This is a genomic window from Skermanella rosea, assembly GCF_016806835.2.
Lineage (GTDB): Bacteria > Pseudomonadota > Alphaproteobacteria > Azospirillales > Azospirillaceae > Skermanella > Skermanella rosea.
Genome location: NZ_CP086111.1, coordinates 4,156,677 through 4,171,799, shown reverse-complemented (window position 1 = coordinate 4,171,799; position 15,123 = coordinate 4,156,677). Strand labels below are relative to the sequence as shown.

At 70.4% G+C, this 15,123-nt stretch carries 13 protein-coding genes; all 13 read right to left on the bottom strand.

Translation table 11 applies throughout. The features are described 5' to 3' along the window. Positions 1-35: 35 nt before the first annotated feature. Genes JL101_RS19480 through rsmH form a run of 13 tightly spaced genes read right to left on the bottom strand, consistent with a single transcriptional unit; the run spans position 36 to position 15,115 of the window. On the bottom strand, positions 36-944 hold the full coding sequence (locus tag JL101_RS19480) for a cell division protein FtsQ/DivIB (RefSeq protein ID WP_203097736.1): 909 nt from the start codon (positions 942-944) through the stop codon (positions 36-38). Further along, on the bottom strand, positions 932-1,861 hold the full coding sequence (locus JL101_RS19475) for a D-alanine--D-alanine ligase (protein WP_203097737.1): 930 nt from the start codon (positions 1,859-1,861) through the stop codon (positions 932-934). The genes JL101_RS19480 and JL101_RS19475 overlap by 13 nt, the downstream gene beginning before the upstream one ends. Beyond that, entirely contained in the window at positions 1,858-2,832 is a 975-nt protein-coding gene (murB, locus tag JL101_RS19470) for a UDP-N-acetylmuramate dehydrogenase (RefSeq protein WP_203097738.1), read from the bottom strand. Before murB ends, JL101_RS19475 begins: the two co-directional genes overlap by 4 nt. After that, a complete protein-coding gene (murC, locus tag JL101_RS19465) occupies positions 2,829-4,259 on the bottom strand; it encodes a UDP-N-acetylmuramate--L-alanine ligase (RefSeq protein WP_203097739.1) in 1,431 nt (476 codons plus the stop codon). The genes murB and murC overlap by 4 nt, the downstream gene beginning before the upstream one ends. Further along, the gene (gene murG / locus JL101_RS19460) at positions 4,259-5,431 is read right to left on the bottom strand and encodes an undecaprenyldiphospho-muramoylpentapeptide beta-N-acetylglucosaminyltransferase (protein ID WP_203097740.1); all 1,173 of its coding nucleotides are present in this window, start codon (positions 5,429-5,431) and stop codon (positions 4,259-4,261) included. Before murG ends, murC begins: the two co-directional genes overlap by 1 nt. Beyond that, entirely contained in the window at positions 5,428-6,552 is a 1,125-nt protein-coding gene (ftsW, locus tag JL101_RS19455; RefSeq protein WP_203097741.1) for a putative lipid II flippase FtsW, read from the bottom strand. The genes murG and ftsW overlap by 4 nt, the downstream gene beginning before the upstream one ends. Next, entirely contained in the window at positions 6,549-7,934 is a 1,386-nt protein-coding gene (gene murD / locus JL101_RS19450) for a UDP-N-acetylmuramoyl-L-alanine--D-glutamate ligase (RefSeq protein ID WP_203097742.1), read from the bottom strand. The genes ftsW and murD overlap by 4 nt, the downstream gene beginning before the upstream one ends. A 4-nt stretch (positions 7,935-7,938) precedes the next feature. Continuing rightward, positions 7,939-9,024, bottom strand: coding sequence for a phospho-N-acetylmuramoyl-pentapeptide-transferase (gene mraY / locus JL101_RS19445; protein ID WP_203097743.1), 1,086 nt, complete (start codon positions 9,022-9,024; stop codon positions 7,939-7,941). Positions 9,025-9,036: 12 nt separating this feature from the next. Then, positions 9,037-10,542: a UDP-N-acetylmuramoylalanyl-D-glutamyl-2,6-diaminopimelate--D-alanyl-D-alanine ligase gene (locus tag JL101_RS19440; protein WP_203097744.1), complete on the bottom strand. Its 1,506-nt coding sequence runs from the start codon at positions 10,540-10,542 to the stop codon at positions 9,037-9,039. Beyond that, the gene (locus JL101_RS19435) at positions 10,542-12,011 is read right to left on the bottom strand and encodes a UDP-N-acetylmuramoyl-L-alanyl-D-glutamate--2,6-diaminopimelate ligase (RefSeq protein WP_203097745.1); all 1,470 of its coding nucleotides are present in this window, start codon (positions 12,009-12,011) and stop codon (positions 10,542-10,544) included. Before JL101_RS19435 ends, JL101_RS19440 begins: the two co-directional genes overlap by 1 nt. Further along, the gene (locus JL101_RS19430) at positions 11,998-13,746 is read right to left on the bottom strand and encodes a peptidoglycan D,D-transpeptidase FtsI family protein (RefSeq protein ID WP_203097746.1); all 1,749 of its coding nucleotides are present in this window, start codon (positions 13,744-13,746) and stop codon (positions 11,998-12,000) included. The genes JL101_RS19435 and JL101_RS19430 overlap by 14 nt, the downstream gene beginning before the upstream one ends. Next, positions 13,743-14,159, bottom strand: a complete 417-nt coding sequence (gene ftsL / locus JL101_RS19425) for a cell division protein FtsL (protein ID WP_203097747.1) — start codon at positions 14,157-14,159, stop codon at positions 13,743-13,745. Before ftsL ends, JL101_RS19430 begins: the two co-directional genes overlap by 4 nt. Next, complete coding sequence (rsmH, locus tag JL101_RS19420; protein WP_203097748.1) at positions 14,156-15,115, bottom strand: 16S rRNA (cytosine(1402)-N(4))-methyltransferase RsmH; 960 nt, start codon at positions 15,113-15,115, stop codon at positions 14,156-14,158. Before rsmH ends, ftsL begins: the two co-directional genes overlap by 4 nt. Positions 15,116-15,123 lie beyond the last annotated feature (8 nt).

Sequence of the window (15,123 nt, the reverse complement as noted above, 5' to 3'; positions counted from 1 at the left end):
TATGTATTACCTATTTCGGATAGTCTGATACGGCTTTAGATCTTTTCCTCGGGCACACGGCGACGTTGTGCCGCAGCCGTCGAAGTCTGGATCACCAGCCGGTCCGGCAGGCGGAGGTCGACGGCGACTATGTCGCGGTCAAGCACCGGTTGTTTCAATTCCTGTTCGGCCAGATGCTTCAGGGCGCCGCCGATGTCGCTCTCCGGCAAACGGACCACGACGCCGTTGGCCAGATGCAGGTCCCAGCGCCGACCGCCGACGCGGCTGGCGGCATTGACCCGCTCGAACAGCGCCGGCACGGTCGCCAGGTGCCCCAGCAGTTCCGGCGCGTGTTTCGGCGCATCGGTGCCGATGATCTGGAGCAGGTCGTTGTAGCGGCCCAGCTCGCGCTCGGTCAGCACCTCGCCGTCCCGGTCGATAAGCGCCAGCTTCCCGTCGCGCTGCCACAGCGCCATCGGCCTGCGCTCGTCCAGCTTGACGAACACGGTGTTGGGCAGGCGGCGTTCGACCGTGGCGGTCGCGACCCAGCGCAGCCGTTCCAGGCCGGCGCGCGCCGCCTCCGGGTCGAACTGCAGGATCGGGTCGCCGCGCTTGACCTGGATCGCCGCCATCACCGCGTTCCGGTCGGTCTCGACCCGGCCTTCGACCAGCACCTCCTGGACCTCCAGCCCGGCATCGACGGTCAGGTCGATCAGGGCGGCGGTCGTCCGGTCGGCCATCGTGCCGAACCACCCGGTCTGATAGGCCCAGGCCCCGGCGCCGCCGGCCAGCAGGATCGGGAACGCGATCAGGCCCAGGCGCATCGCCTTCTCGGTCCAGCGCGGCCAGGACCGGCGGCGGTTCGCCTTCTCCGTGGCCTTCTGGGTGGCGTTCCGCGCGCGCTCCGCCGTGCGGGCGCGAAGGTCGCGGGGCGCGCAGAGGGTCGGCTTGTTCACACGTGACATGCGGCGTTCTCCACCATCCAGACGACCAGTTCGGCAAACGATATACCCAGATGTGCCGCCTGTTCGGGAACCAAGGACAGGGGGGTCATACCGGGCTGTGTGTTAATTTCTAGGAAATAAACTCCGCCGCTATCCTTAATTGCATCGTCCCAACGGAAGTCGCTGCGGCTCACTCCGGCACAGCCCAAAGTCCGGTGCGCGAGCAGGGCCATCCGCATGGCCTCGTCCAAAACGGCCTGCGGGGCGGGGGCCGGGACGAGGTGCGTAGCCCGACCGTCGGTATACTTCGCCGAATAGTCATAGAAGCCGGAATGGGGCCGGATCTCGGTCACGGTCAGGGCACGGTCGCCCATCACCGCGACGGTCAGGTCGCGGCCGGGGATGTACTGCTCGATCAGGACCGTCTCGCCATGGTTCCAGCTCTCGGCGTCCACCGGGTCGCGGTTGTCGCCCGGGCGGACGATCTGGATACCGACGCTCGATCCTTCGTTGTTGGGCTTCAGCACATAGGGGGCGGGCATGATGTCGCCGGCCAGCACCTGCTCCCGCGTCGCCACCATCCCCTTGGGCGAGCGGACGCCGACGCTCTCCAGCAGCCGCTTGGTCAGCGTCTTGTCCATGGCGATGGCGGAGGCGACCATGCCGGAATGGGTGTAGCGCAGGCCCAGGATGTCCAGCACGCCCTGGATCGTCCCGTCCTCGCCGCCGCGGCCGTGCAGCGCGTTGAACACCACGTCGGGGCGGGGCGTCAGGGCGGCCATGAGCGCGCCCAGGTCGCGGCTCACGTCGATCTCGGTGACCCGGTAGCCGCTCTCCCGCAGCGCCCTGGCCGCGGCGGCGCCGCTGACCAGCGACACCTCCCGCTCGGCCGACCAGCCGCCCAGCAGGACGGCGACATGCTGCGGCTTCGCGGTCATGGCGTGCTCCCCGGAATGGTCTTGCCCGGCGCGGGAACGCCGATGCGGCGGATTTCCCAGCGCAGCTCGATGCCCGACGTCTCGTAGACGCGGCGGCGGACCTCCTCGCCCAGGGACTCCAGGTCGTCCGCCGTGGCGGAGCCCAGGTTGAGCAGGAAGTTGCAGTGCTTCTCCGACACCTGCGCGCCGCCGATCATCAGGCCCCGGCAGCCGGCGCGGTCGATCAGCGCCCAGGCCTTCTCGCCCGGCGGGTTGGCGAAGGTCGAGCCGCCGGTCCGAGCCCGCACCGGCTGGCTGTCGGCCCGCGCCGACGAGATCTCGTGCATGCGGTGGCCGATCCCGGCAGGATCGCCGGGATGCCCGCGGAGCGTGGCGCCGGTGAAGATCCAGTCCTCCGGCACCGCGCAGTGCCGGTAGGTCAGGCCCAGCGCTCCGCGGTCCAGCGCGTGCTCCCGCCCCTCGCGGTCCAGGGCGGTGGCCGAGACCACCACGTCCGACAGTTCGCGGCCATAGGCGCCGCCGTTCATGCGGAGCGCGCCGCCGATCGTGCCCGGGATGCCCGACAGGAACTCCAGCCCGGCGATGCCGGCGTCGCGCGCCGCCACGGCCACGTTCAGGTCCAGCGCGGCGGCGCCGGCGCGGATCTGCATGCCATCCGCCGTCCCGGCGTCCACGGCTATCTCGGCGAAGGCGCGGCCCAGCCGGACCACGACGCCGGGCACGCCGCCGTCCCGCACCAGCAGGTTCGACGCGACGCCGATGACGGTCACCGGCACGTCGGCCGGGCAGCCCGCCAGGAACGCGGCCAGATCTTCAGCATCGGCCGGCTTGAACATCACCTCCGCCGGGCCGCCGACGCGGAACCATGTGACGTTCGCCAGCGGCGCGTTCGCGGTCAGCCGTCCGCGCACCGCCGGCAGGCGGTCGATCAGGTGGGGCTCGTGGTGGTGCATGGGGGCGGCCGCCGTCATCGCTTATTGCCTCCCTCGGTGCCGTAGAGCTTGTCCAGCTCGCCCGGCAGGGCGTTGGCCCAGGCGGTGATGTTGCCGGCGCCCAGGCAGACCACGAAGTCGCCGGGCTGGGCGAGGTCGCGGACCATCGAGGGCAGGGCATCCGCCGACGGCAGCGGCAGCACCTGGCGGTGGCCGCGCATGCGCAGCCCCTCGACCAGGCCGTCGCGGTCGGCGCCCTCGATCGGCTGCTCGCCGGCGGCATAGACGTCGGCGACCAGGACGGTGTCGGCGTCGTTGAAGCAGGCGCAGAAATCCTCGAACAGGCTGTGCAGCCGGCTGTAGCGGTGCGGCTGGACCACCGCGATGGTGCGTCCCGTCCCGGCGGTCCGGGCCGCCTTCAGCACGGCGGCGATCTCCACCGGATGGTGGCCGTAATCGTCGATCACGGTCACGCCGTTGCTCTCGCCGGTCTTGGTGAAGCGCCGCTTGACGCCGGAGAAGCGGGCGAAGCTGGACCGGATCTTGTCGCCGTCGATGCCCATCTCGTTGCCGACCGCGATGGCGGCCAGGCTGTTCTGCACGTTGTGCAGTCCGAACATCGGCAGGTGAATGTCCTCGATCACGCGCGGCTCCCCGGCGACGCGATCGCTGAGCGCCACGTCGAAGCGGGCGCCGTCGGTCCCGGTCACCACGTCCACCGCGCGCACGTCGGCCTGCGGGCTGAAGCCGTAGGTCACGATCCGGCGGTCGGCGACGCGCGGGATCATCGCCTGCACCTCGGGATGGTCGATGCACAGCGCCGCGAAGCCGTAGAACGGGATGTTCTGCACGAAGCTGTCGAAGGCGGAGCGCACGCCGTCGAAGGTGCCGTAATGGTCCAGGTGCTCCGGGTCGATATTGGTCACGACGGTGATCAGCGCCGGCAGCTTGGTGAAGGTGCCGTCGCTCTCGTCCGCCTCGACCACCATCCAGTCGCCGGCGCCCAGGCGGGTGTTGGTGCCGTAGGCGTTGATGATGCCGCCGTTGATCACGGTCGGGTCCAGCCCGGCGCCTTCCAGCAGGGTGCCGACCATGCTGGTGGTCGTGGTCTTGCCGTGCGTGCCGCCGATCGCGATCGACCATTTAAGCCGCATCAGCTCGCCCAGCATCTCGGCCCGGCGGACCACCGGGATCAGGGCGGTGCGGGCCGCGACGACCTCGGGATTGTCCTTCTTGACCGCGGAGGAGATCACCACGACCGAGGCGTCGGCCAGGTTCTCGCCGCGATGGCCGATCTCGACCGGGATCCCCAGGGCGCGCAGGCGCTTGACGTTGGCGCTGTCGGCGATGTCGGACCCGCGGACGGAATAGCCCAGGTTCCGCAGCACCTCGGCGATGCCGCTCATGCCGATCCCGCCGATACCGACGAAGTGGATCGTCCCGATGGACAGGGGCAGGGCTCTCATTATTCGGCGGCCTCGGTGGAGTAACGGTCCGCGCCGGCCTTCGGCCGGTCGCTTTGGGGTGATGCGGCGCCCTTGGCGGCGCCGGTGACGATGTCGGCCAGGAGCGAGGCCGCGTCGGCGGCACCGCGCGCGCGGGCCGCCTCGGCCGCCTTGGCCAGGGTGGCGGGCAGGTCGAGCAGGGCTTCCAGCCGATCGGCCAGCGCCTTCGGCGTGAAGGCCGGCTGGGGCATCAGCCAGGCGCCGCCGGCATCGGCGACGGCCTGCGCGTTGGCGGTCTGGTGGTCGTCCATGGCGAACGGGTAGGGCACCAGCACGGCCGGCCGGCCGGCCACGGCCAGCTCGGCGACGGTCGAGGCGCCCGAGCGGCAGATGGCCAGATGGCAGGCTGCCAGCCGGTCGGGCACGTCGCGGAAGAAGCTGGACAGCTCGGCATCGATCCCGGCCCTGGCGAATGCGGCCTTCGCCGCCTCCAGGTCCTCCGGCCGGCACTGCTGGGCGATGCGGATGCGCCCCCGCAGCATGCCGGGCAGCAGCGCCAGGGCTTCCGGCACGATCTCGCTGAAGATCCGAGCCCCCTGGCTGCCGCCGACCACCAGCAGCCGAAGCTCGCCGCCCGGCTCCAGCGCCGGATAGGGCAGGTCGCGCATCGCCGTGACGCCCGGGCGCACGGGGTTGCCGGTCACCACCAGCTTCGACCGGTCCGCCGGCTTGACCGCCGACACGGTGGCGAAGGAGGTGGCGATCCGGGCGGCGCCCGACGCCAGCATCCGGTTCGCCCGGCCGAGCACCGCGTTCTGTTCGTGAAGCACGGTCGGCACGCCCGCCCGCTGGGCCATCAGCACCGTCGGGACCGACGGGTATCCGCCGAAGCCCACCACGACGGACGGCCGCAGGGCCGCGATCAGGCGCCGCGCCTGGAGTGCCCCCAGGCACAGTTCGACGGCGCCGCGCAGCTTGCCCATCATGCCGCTGCCGAAGCTCGACGCGCGGATGCGGTGGACCTCGACCTCCGGCAGGGCATCGCCGAACGCCTTGCCGCGCCGGTCGGTGACCAGCACCACCCGGTGGCCGCGCGCCAGCAGCTCGCGGGCCAGCGCCTCCGCCGGGAACATGTGCCCGCCGGTGCCGCCCGCGGCCAGGACGACGGGGCCTTGGGTCTCGGTGGGCGTCATGTCCCGTCTCCTCCGCCGAAGCGCTTGCGGGTCAGCGCCAGCACCATGCCCATGCCGAAGCCCAGCGCCAGCAGGGACGACCCGCCGTAGCTGATGAAGGGCAGGGTCATGCCCTTGGTCGGCATCATGTGCAGGCTGGACGCCATGTTGATCCAGGCTTGGAGCCCGAACTGGGTCAGCAGCCCGGTGACCGCCAGGACGACGAACAGGTTGTCGTCGCGCATCACCCGCAGGAAGCCGCGGATCACGATGAAGGCGAACAGCGTGATCAGGACCAGGCACCAGAACAGGCCCAGCTCCTCGCCGGCGACCGCGAAGATGAAGTCGGCATGGGCGTCGGGCAGCATCATCTTGATGCTGCCCTGGCCGGGGCCGGTGCCGAAGGCGCCGCCGTTCTGGAACGCCTCCAGCGACCGGGTCACCTGGTAGTTGTCGCCCGCCGCCGGGTCGAGGAAGCGGTCGATGCGGCTCGACACGTGCGGGAACAGCATGTAGGCGCCGACCAGGCCGGTGATGCCGAGCACGCCCAGGATGGCGACCAGGACGATCGGCAGCCCCGCCAGGAAGAACTGGCAGAACCACACCACCGAGACGACGAAGGTCATGCCCAGGTCCGGCTGCATCATCAGCAACCCGACGATCATCAGGTACAGCATGATGGAGATGGTCGCCCCGGGGAACCGCTCGCTGGTCTTGCCGTGGGCGAACAGCCAGGCGGCGACCACGGCGAAGGCCGGCTTGACGAACTCCGACGGCTGGATCGACAGACCGGGGATATGGATCCAGCGGCGCGCACCCTTGATCTCGAAGCCGATGACCATGGTGAGCGCCAGCAGGATGGTGAAGAGGACGAAGGCGACCACGGCCGTCCGCCGGACCCCGCGCAGGCTCAGCAGCGACACGCCGACCATCACCATGCAGGCCGGCACCAGCATCAGGATATGGCGCTGGACGAAGTGGAAATTGTCCAGCCCGATGCGCTCGGCCACCGCGGGGCTGGCCGCCTGGACCAGCACGATGCCGAGTCCCATCAGGACCGCCACCACCGCCAGCGTCCAGCGATCCACCGTCCACCACCACTTGCCGAATATGGAATGGTCGGTCCGGGCGAAAGCGGTCATCCCGCGATTTCCTTCTTCACCAACGAATCGTTGACCAGGGCCGCGAAAACCTCGCCGCGGTGCTCGAAACTCCTGAACTGGTCCCACGAGGCGCAGGCCGGCGACAGCAGAACGGTGGCGCCGGGCAGGGCCTCCGCCCGCGCCGCCGCCGCCGCCGCCGGCGCGGCCGTTTCCAGGGTCCCGCACCGGGTATAGGCGACGCCCCGGGCGTCGAGCCACGCGGCGAATTGTTCCGCCGCCTGCCCGATCAGGAAGGCGCGGCGGATGCGCGGCATGAAGGGTTCAAGCCCGTCCAGGCCGCCTTCCTTGGGCTGGCCGCCGATGATCCAGTAGATCGGGTCGTAGCAGGCCAGGGCCTTGGCCGCCGCGTCGGCATTGGTCGCCTTGCTGTCGTTGACGAACCGGACGCCGTCCCGGTCGGCCACCAGCTGCTGGCGGTGTGCCAGCCCGGGGAAGCTGCGGAGTCCTTCGAGGATGGTGTCGAGCGGCACGCTGCAGGCCCGCGCCGCGGCGAAGGCCGCCGCCGCGTTCTGCCAGTTGTGCCGGCCGGGCAGGGCGGCGATCCCTGACAGGTCGATCACCGGCTCGGCGCCGCCGTCGAACAGCTTGCCGTCCAGGACATAGATCCCCTTGGTCGGCCGCTCCGCCGAGACGGGGACCACGGCGCACGGGACGGTATGCTCCATGTCGTCGAACACGGCCCGGCAATGCGCGTCGTCCACGCCGACGATGGCCGTGTGCGAGCGCTTCGGGTGCTGGAAGATGCGGCGCTTGGCGGCGACGTAGCCGTCCATGCCGCCGTGGCGGTCGAGATGGTCGGGCGTGACGTTCAGCAGGATCGCGACGTTGAACCCGACGGAGGGCACCAGCTCCAGCTGGTATGACGACATCTCCAGCACGTAGATGCCGTCCTCGCCCAGCGGTTCGAAGCTGAGGACCGGCGTGCCGAGATTGCCGCCGACCTGGATCCTCCGGCCGGCGAGCGCCAGGATGTGCCCGATCAGCGCCGTCGTGGTGGATTTGCCGTTGGTCCCGGTGATCCCGACATAGGCCGCCTTGGGCTGCGCCCGGTACAGCAGCTCGATGTCGCCGATGATGGGCAGGCCGGCTTCCCTGGCCCGTGCCGCGACCGCATTGGGCTTCGGGAAGCTGTGCGGGATGCCGGGCGACAGCACCAGCGCCTCGACCCCGGAGAGGTCGGCCGTATTCAGGTCGGTCAGCGCGATGCCGGCGGTGGCCGCGGCGGCGCGGCCGGCCTCGCCGTCGTCCCACGCCAGGATCTCCACGCCGGCATCGGCCAGCGCCCTGGCGGTGGCGAGCCCTGACTTGGCGAGGCCCATGACCGCGTAGCGTTTCCCCCGGAGGTGCTTGAGGTCGATCATGGCGTCACCGCAGCTTCAGGGTGGACAGGCCGACAAGGGCCAGCACCACGGCGATGATCCAGAACCGGATGACGACGGTCGGCTCGGCCCAGCCCTTCTTCTCGAAGTGATGGTGCAGCGGCGCCATGCGGAAGACCCGCTTGCCGGTCAGCTTGTAGGAGGTGACCTGGACGATCACCGACACGGTCTCCAGCACGAACAGGCCGCCGATGATCGCCAGCACCAGCTCGTGCTTGGTGATGACGCTGATGGCGCCCAGCGCGCCGCCGATCGACAGCGATCCCGTGTCGCCCATGAAGACCATGGCGGGCGGCGCGTTGAACCACAGGAAGCCGAGGCCGGCGCCGACCATCGCGCCGCAGAACACCGCCAGCTCGCCGGTTCCCGGCACGTGGTGGATCTGCAGGTAGTTGGCGAAGACCGTGTTGCCGACCAGATAGGCGATCAGGCCGAAGCAGCTCGCCGCGATCATCACCGGCACGATCGCCAGCCCGTCCAGCCCGTCGGTCAGGTTGACGGCGTTGCTGGCCCCCACCATGACGAACACCGCCACCGGCACGAAGAACCAGCCGAGGTCGATCAGCAGGTCCTTCATGAAGGGGACGGCCAAGCCGTGGGACACGGTGTCCTGGCCAAACACCGCGATGATCAGGGCCGCAACCCCGCCGGTGCCGATCTGGCCGGCCAGCTTCAGCTTGCCCGACAGGCCCTTGGTGTTGCGCTTGGTCAGCTTCAGGAAGTCGTCGCCGAAGCCGATCAGGCCGAAGCCCACGGTGACCAGCAGGACGACCCAGACGAACAGGTTGGTCAGGTCGGCCCACAGCAGCGTGCTGATCATCACCGCGATCAGGATCATCAGGCCGCCCATGGTGGGCGTGCCCTTCTTCTTCTGGTGGGTTTCCGGCCCGTCGCTGCGGATCGGCTGGCCCTCGCCCTGCTTGGACTTCAGCCAGCGGATCAGGGTCGGGAAGAAGACGAAGCTGATCACGGACGCGGTCAGGATCGCTCCGCCCGTCCGGAACGTGATGTACCGGAACAGATTGAAGATGATGAAATCATCCGCCAGGGGAAACAGCAGGTGATAAAGCATCGTGGAATCGCCTCAGCCCTGCCGTACGGCGCGTGGCGCCTTGTCGTCGGGAATTTCGTCGGGAGTCGTTCGGGAGTTTGAATCGGAAGTTCCGGCGGCGCCGGATTCGAGGGCCGCGACCGCGTCGACCACGGCGGCCATGCGGCTGCCGGCGGAGCCCTTGACCATCAGGACGTCGCCGGCGCGCACCGCCCCGGCCACCAGGGGAGCCAGCGCCGCGCTGTCCGGGGCCCAGCCGCCGCGCAGGGAGGCCGGCAGCTTGTCGAACAGGCGCCTCATGTTGGGGCCGGCACAGAACGCCAGGTCCACCGAGGCGGCCTTCAGCGGCTCGGCCAGGGCCGCGTGCAGCAGGGGCGACCGCTCGCCCAGCTCCAGCATGTCGCCCAGCACGGCGATGCGCCGCCCGCCGACGCCCGGATCGCCCTTGGCCAGCACCTGGAAGCTCGCCTCCATGGAGACCGGGCTGGCGTTGTAGCTCTCGTCGATCACGGTCAGGGCGCCCTGGGCCAGCCGCACGCGCCGGCGGGCACCCCGTCCCTTGATCGGCTTCAGCGTCGCCATGGCCCGCGCCGCCGCGGCGACGTCGCCGCCCAGCGCGCGGACCGCCAGCAGCACGGCCAGGCTGTTCATCACGTGGTGGCGGCCGGGAAGCGCCAGGCAGTATTGCAGCGCCTCGCCCTTGATCACCGCGTTGACCGCGCTGCAGGTCGCATGGATCGAGCAGTCGGTCAGGCGTGCCGCGGCGTCCTCGGCCTTGCCGAAGCCCAGGATGCGCGACAGCCCGCGGGTCCGGGCCGCGGCGACCAGCCGGGCATAGTGCGGGTTGTCGCGGTTCAGGACCACGGCGCCGTTGGGCGCCATGCCTTCGAAGATCTCCGCCTTGGCGTCGGCGATCGCCTCGACCGAGGGGAAGTGCTCCAGGTGGACCGCCTCGACGGTGGTGATCACCGCGACGTCGGGGCGGACCTGGCGGGACAGCGGGCCGATCTCGCCGGCATGGTTCATGCCCAACTCGAACACGGCGTAGGTGCAGTCCGGCGGCATGCGCGCCAGGCTCAGCGGCACGCCCCAATGGTTGTTCAGGCTCCCTGCCGTGGCGAAGGTCGGCGCCAGCGCGGACAGGCAGGTGCCCAGCGCCTCCTTGGTGCTGGTCTTGCCGACCGACCCGGTCACCGCGACGATCTTCGCGCCGGTGCGCAGCCGCGCCACCGAGCCCAGGTCCTGGAGGGCGGCGAAGGTGTCCTCGACCATGACCAGCGGAGCATCCGGCCCGACGCCGTCCGGCCGGTGCGACACCAGGGCGGCGGTCGCGCCGGCCGCCAGGGCCTGCGCCACGTATCCGTGGCCGTCGAAGTTCGGGCCCTTCAGCGCGATGAACAGGTCGCCCGGCTGGATCGTGCGGCTGTCGATCGACACGCCGGTCGCCTGCCAGTCCAGGGCATCGGCGGAGCCGTGCAGGGTGCCGTTGGTCGCCGCCGCGACATCGTCGGCGGTCCAGAGAACGGTGGGGCGGGCCATCAGACCAGAGCCTCCCGCAGGGCGGCGCGCGCCTCGTCGGCATCGTCGAACGGCCGTACCACGGTGCCGACTGTCTGGCCCTGCTCGTGACCCTTGCCGGCGATCACCAGCACGTCGCCCTCGGCCAGGTCCCTGACAGCGGCGCGGATCGCCGCGGCGCGGTCGCCGATCTCCTCGGCGGCCGGGCAGCCCACCATGACCTCGCGCCGGATCGCCTCCGCCGCTTCGGTCCTGGGGTTGTCGTCGGTCACGATGACCCGGTCGGCCAGCCGGTCGGCCAACTCGCCCATGACCGGCCGCTTGCCCCGGTCGCGGTCGCCGCCGCAGCCGAACACCACCACCAGCCGCTTCGCCGCATGGGGGCGCAATGCCCGCAGCACCGTCTCCAGCGCGTCGGGCGTATGGGCATAGTCCACGTAGATCGGGGCGCCCGAGGGGTGGTGGGCGACCAGCTCCAGCCGGCCGCGGACGCCGCCAAGCCGTTCGAGCGCGGCCGCCGCCTCGTCCGGGTCGGCGCCGGTGCCGATCGCCATGCCCAGCGCGCACAGCGCGTTCATGCACTGGAAGCGCCCGGCCAGCGGAAGGTCGATGTCGTGGTCCCGGCCGAGCACGGTCAGCTTCAGCCGCTGTCCGTGGGGCAGGGGGATCAGGTCGTGCAAGACAAGCTCCTTCGCCTGTGTGCCATAGCCGATCAGGCGATGACCACGCCGCGAACACAGCTCTGACAGAGGGGTGAACTCGGGCGCGTCCGCGTTCAGCACCGTCGTCCCGCCGGGGGGCAGGACGCGGTCGAACAGCATCGACTTCGCCGCGAGGTAAGCCTCCATACTGCCGTGGTAATCCAGGTGGTCGCGTGACAAATTTGTGAAACCTGCGGTTTCGATGGTCACGCCGTCCAGGCGGTACTGGTCGAGTCCGTGGCTCGACGCCTCCATAGCGAGATGGTCGATCCCGGCGTCGGCAAGCTCGGCGAGCGCCTGGTGCAGGGAAACCGTGTCCGGCGTGGTCAGCGAACCGTAGCGCTCCAGCCCTGGCGCCGTGATGCCCAGGGTACCCAGGCTGGCCGCCCGGTGGCCGAGCAGGGACCAGAGCTGGCGGGCGAACTGCACGGTCGAGGTCTTGCCGTTGGTGCCGGTCACCGCCGCGACGTGGGCCGGCTGCCGCCCGTAGAAGCGGGCCGCCATCAGCGCCAGCCGGCGCCGGGGGTTCTCGTCCTCGATCACGGCGACGCCGTCGGGCGCCCCGTCCGGCAGCACCGTGCCGGCCGGGCCCAGGACCGCCACCGCGCCGCGCGCCACCGCGTCGGCCACGAAGGCTCGCCCGTCGGCCTTGCTTCCCGGCAGCGCCGCGAACAGGAAACCCGGCTTGACCGCGCGCGAATCGCTCGTCAGGCCCGCGATCAGGGGATCGCGGGCCTGGAGCGGCGCGGCCGGGGTGGTGTCGGAGGAGGCGAGGTCAGTAAGACGCAAGGGTGCTTCCCCGGGGGTTGAGATGGATTTCCGTTGCCGTGCGGATGTCGGGCCGGTTCTCGTCGATCGGGCTGATGCCCATCAGCGGACCCATTTGCTGGATGATCCTGCCGGCCAGCGGTGCCGCGACCCAGCCGCCGGTGGCGTAGCCGTAGGTGCGCTTGTTGCCCTTCGGCTCGTCGACCATGGCCATCACCAGATAGCGGGGATCCTGGATCGGGAAGGCGCCGATGAACGACGACAACAAGGCCTTCTTCGCATAGCCACGCCCACTGGTCTTCTCCGCGGTGCCCGTCTTGCCGCCGACCACGTAGCCGGGGGCGGCCGCTCCGGTCGCCGTGCCCTGGGTCACGACCAGGCGCATCAGCCGGCGGATTTGGTCCGAGGTTTGTGGCGAAATTACGCGTTCCGCGGGTATCGGGTCGCCGGGGTTCCGCTTCAGAAGGGTCGGCGGGTGCAGCAGGCCGCCGTTGACCGAGGCTGCGGTGGCCGAGGCCATCTGGATCGGGCTGACGGACAGGCCATGGCCGAAGGAGATCGTCATGGTGCTGGCTTCGCGCCAGGGATTGGGCACCATCGGCGCTCCGACCTCGGGAATCTCGATCGGCGACCGCTTGAGCAGGCCGAGCTTGTCCATCAGCGCGCGCTGGGCCGGCGTGCCGACCTCCATCGCCATCCGGACGGAGCCGATGTTGGACGAGTACATGAAGACTTCGGGGACGGTCAGCCAGCGGTTCTTGCCGTGGTAGTCGCTGATCGTGAACCGCCCGACCCGCACCGACTTGGTCGCATCGAAGCTGTCGCCCATGCGGATCTTGCCCGACTCCAGGGCGAGGGCCGAATTGAAGATCTTGAACGTCGAGCCCATCTCGTACACGCCGAGAGTGTTGCGGTTGAAACGCGCGTTCTCGTCGTTGGTCGGGGCGTGGGGGTCGAAGTCCGGCAGCGAGACCATCGCCAGGACCTCGCCGGTCTTGACGTCCATGATCATCCCGGCGCCGCCCAGGGCCTGGAACTCGTCCACGGCGCTCTGGAGCTCGCGCTTGACCAGGTGCTGAAGGCGGACATCGAGGGAGAGCTGGACCGGCTCGCTCGACGACCTCAGGCGGCTGTCGAACGACTGCTCGATCCCCATCAGGCCGTTGTTGTCGACGCCGGTGAAGCCCACGACATGGGCGGTCAGGTTGGCGTTCGGATAAACCCGTCGCTCCTCGCGCTGGAAGTAGAGGCCGGGGATGCCGAGCCGGTTGACCTCGTAGTGCTCGCGCGGCGACAGGTTCCGCCGGATCCAGACGAACCGCTTGTCGCTCTTCAGCTTGGCCAGGGTGTCCTGGTAGTCCAGGTCGGTCAGCACCGAGGTCAGCTTCTGCGTCGCCTCCAGCGGGTTGATCACCAGCTTGGGGTCGGCGTGCAGCGACGCGGTCGCCAGCGAGCTCGCCAGCAGCACGCCGTTGCGGTCCACGATGTCGGCGCGGCTGGCCGGGATGGCGTGGGCGGAAGCGGCCTGCGCCAGCCCCGTGTCACCCCCTTGGCTCATCACGGTGGCGTCGACCAGCTTGACGCCGACCGCGCCGAAGGCGAGCGCGAAGACCGCGACGGTCACCATCAGCCGGCTGCGCGCCTGGTCCAGCGCCTGAGCGGCTCGGCTCCCGGTGCGCCGCTCGGCGGCGCGGGGAGCCGGCGCCGCTTCCGGGCGGTCCGTGTGCCAGTGGCGTGACGCGTGGATGTCGGTCATTGCGTCACCTTGTAGGTGGCGAGCACCACGGAGCCGGCCGGCACGCCGCTGCCGCCCGGCTTGCGCGACGGCATCGGCACCGTCGTCCCGGCGACCAGGGCGGAACCCGCTGGCGCGTTGGGATCGGCCGGATGCAGCCGCGCCGGGATGCTCTCGACCGAAGCGATCATCTGCCCGGCGGCGGTCGGGCCGAGCACCAGGTGCCGGCGCGCCATTTCCTCGATCCGGGTCGGATCGTTCATGTAGCTCCACTCGGCCTTCAGGATCTGGATGGCTTCCTGCTCATGGATGATCGCGCGGTTCAACCCGGCCAGATCCTCGCCGAGCGCCTGCACCCGGTAGCTCGTGTGGAACAATGCCCCGCTCGCCAGGCCCGCCAGACCGAGCCAGATCACCGTGGACTTGCTGATCATGCTGCCTCCTCGAAGGCCGGTGCCTTCGTGCGTTCGGCCGCGCGCAGCCGGGCTGACCGGGCGCGGGGATTGTTGACGAGTTCCGTGTCGCCGGGGGTCACCGGCTTGCGGGAGATCAGGCGGAACGTCGGCGCCGCTTCGGCCGTCCGTTCCACCGGTGCGTGACGCGACGGGGCCGGGCTGTTGCCCGACCGGCGCCGCAGGAATTCCTTGACCTGACGGTCCTCCAGCGAGTGGAAGGAGACCACCGCCAGCCGCCCGCCGGGACGCAGCAGCCGCTCCGACGCGGCGAGGCCGCGGTCCAGCTCGCCCAGCTCGTCGTTGACGTAGAGCCGGAGCGCCTGGAAGGTCCGGGTCGCCGGATCGATGCCGTCGCGGCTCTTCGGGACCACCCGCCGGACGATGTCGGCCAGCCGGGCGGTCCGGTCGATCGGCTCCTCGGCGCGGGCGGCCACGATCGCGCGGGCGACCCGGCGCGACATCCGCTCCTCGCCCAGCCGGTAGATCACGTCGGCCAGTTCGGTCTCGCCCAGGGAGTTGACCGCGTCGGCGGCCGTCATCCCATGATTTCCCATGCGCATGTCGAGCGGCCCGTCGGCGCGGAACGAGAAGCCGCGCGCCGGGTCGTCGATCTGCGGCGACGAGACGCCCAGGTCCAGCGTGACCCCGTCGACTTCCTCGACCCCGGCCTCGCGCAGCAGCGCGTCCATCCGGCCGAACGGGCCTTCGATGACGTTCAACCGACGGGGGAACTCCTCCGCCAGGGCCGAGCCCGCGGCGACCGCCGCCGGGTCGCGGTCGATCCCCCAGACGGTGCAGTCCGCGGCGGCCAGGATCGCGCGGGCGTAGCCGCCGCGGCCGAAGGTGCCGTCCACGTAGACGCCGCCGTCCCGGGGGGCCAGGGCCGCCACCACCTCTTCCAGCAGGACCGGGACATGTTCGTAGGTCGTCGCCATGCCGCGCT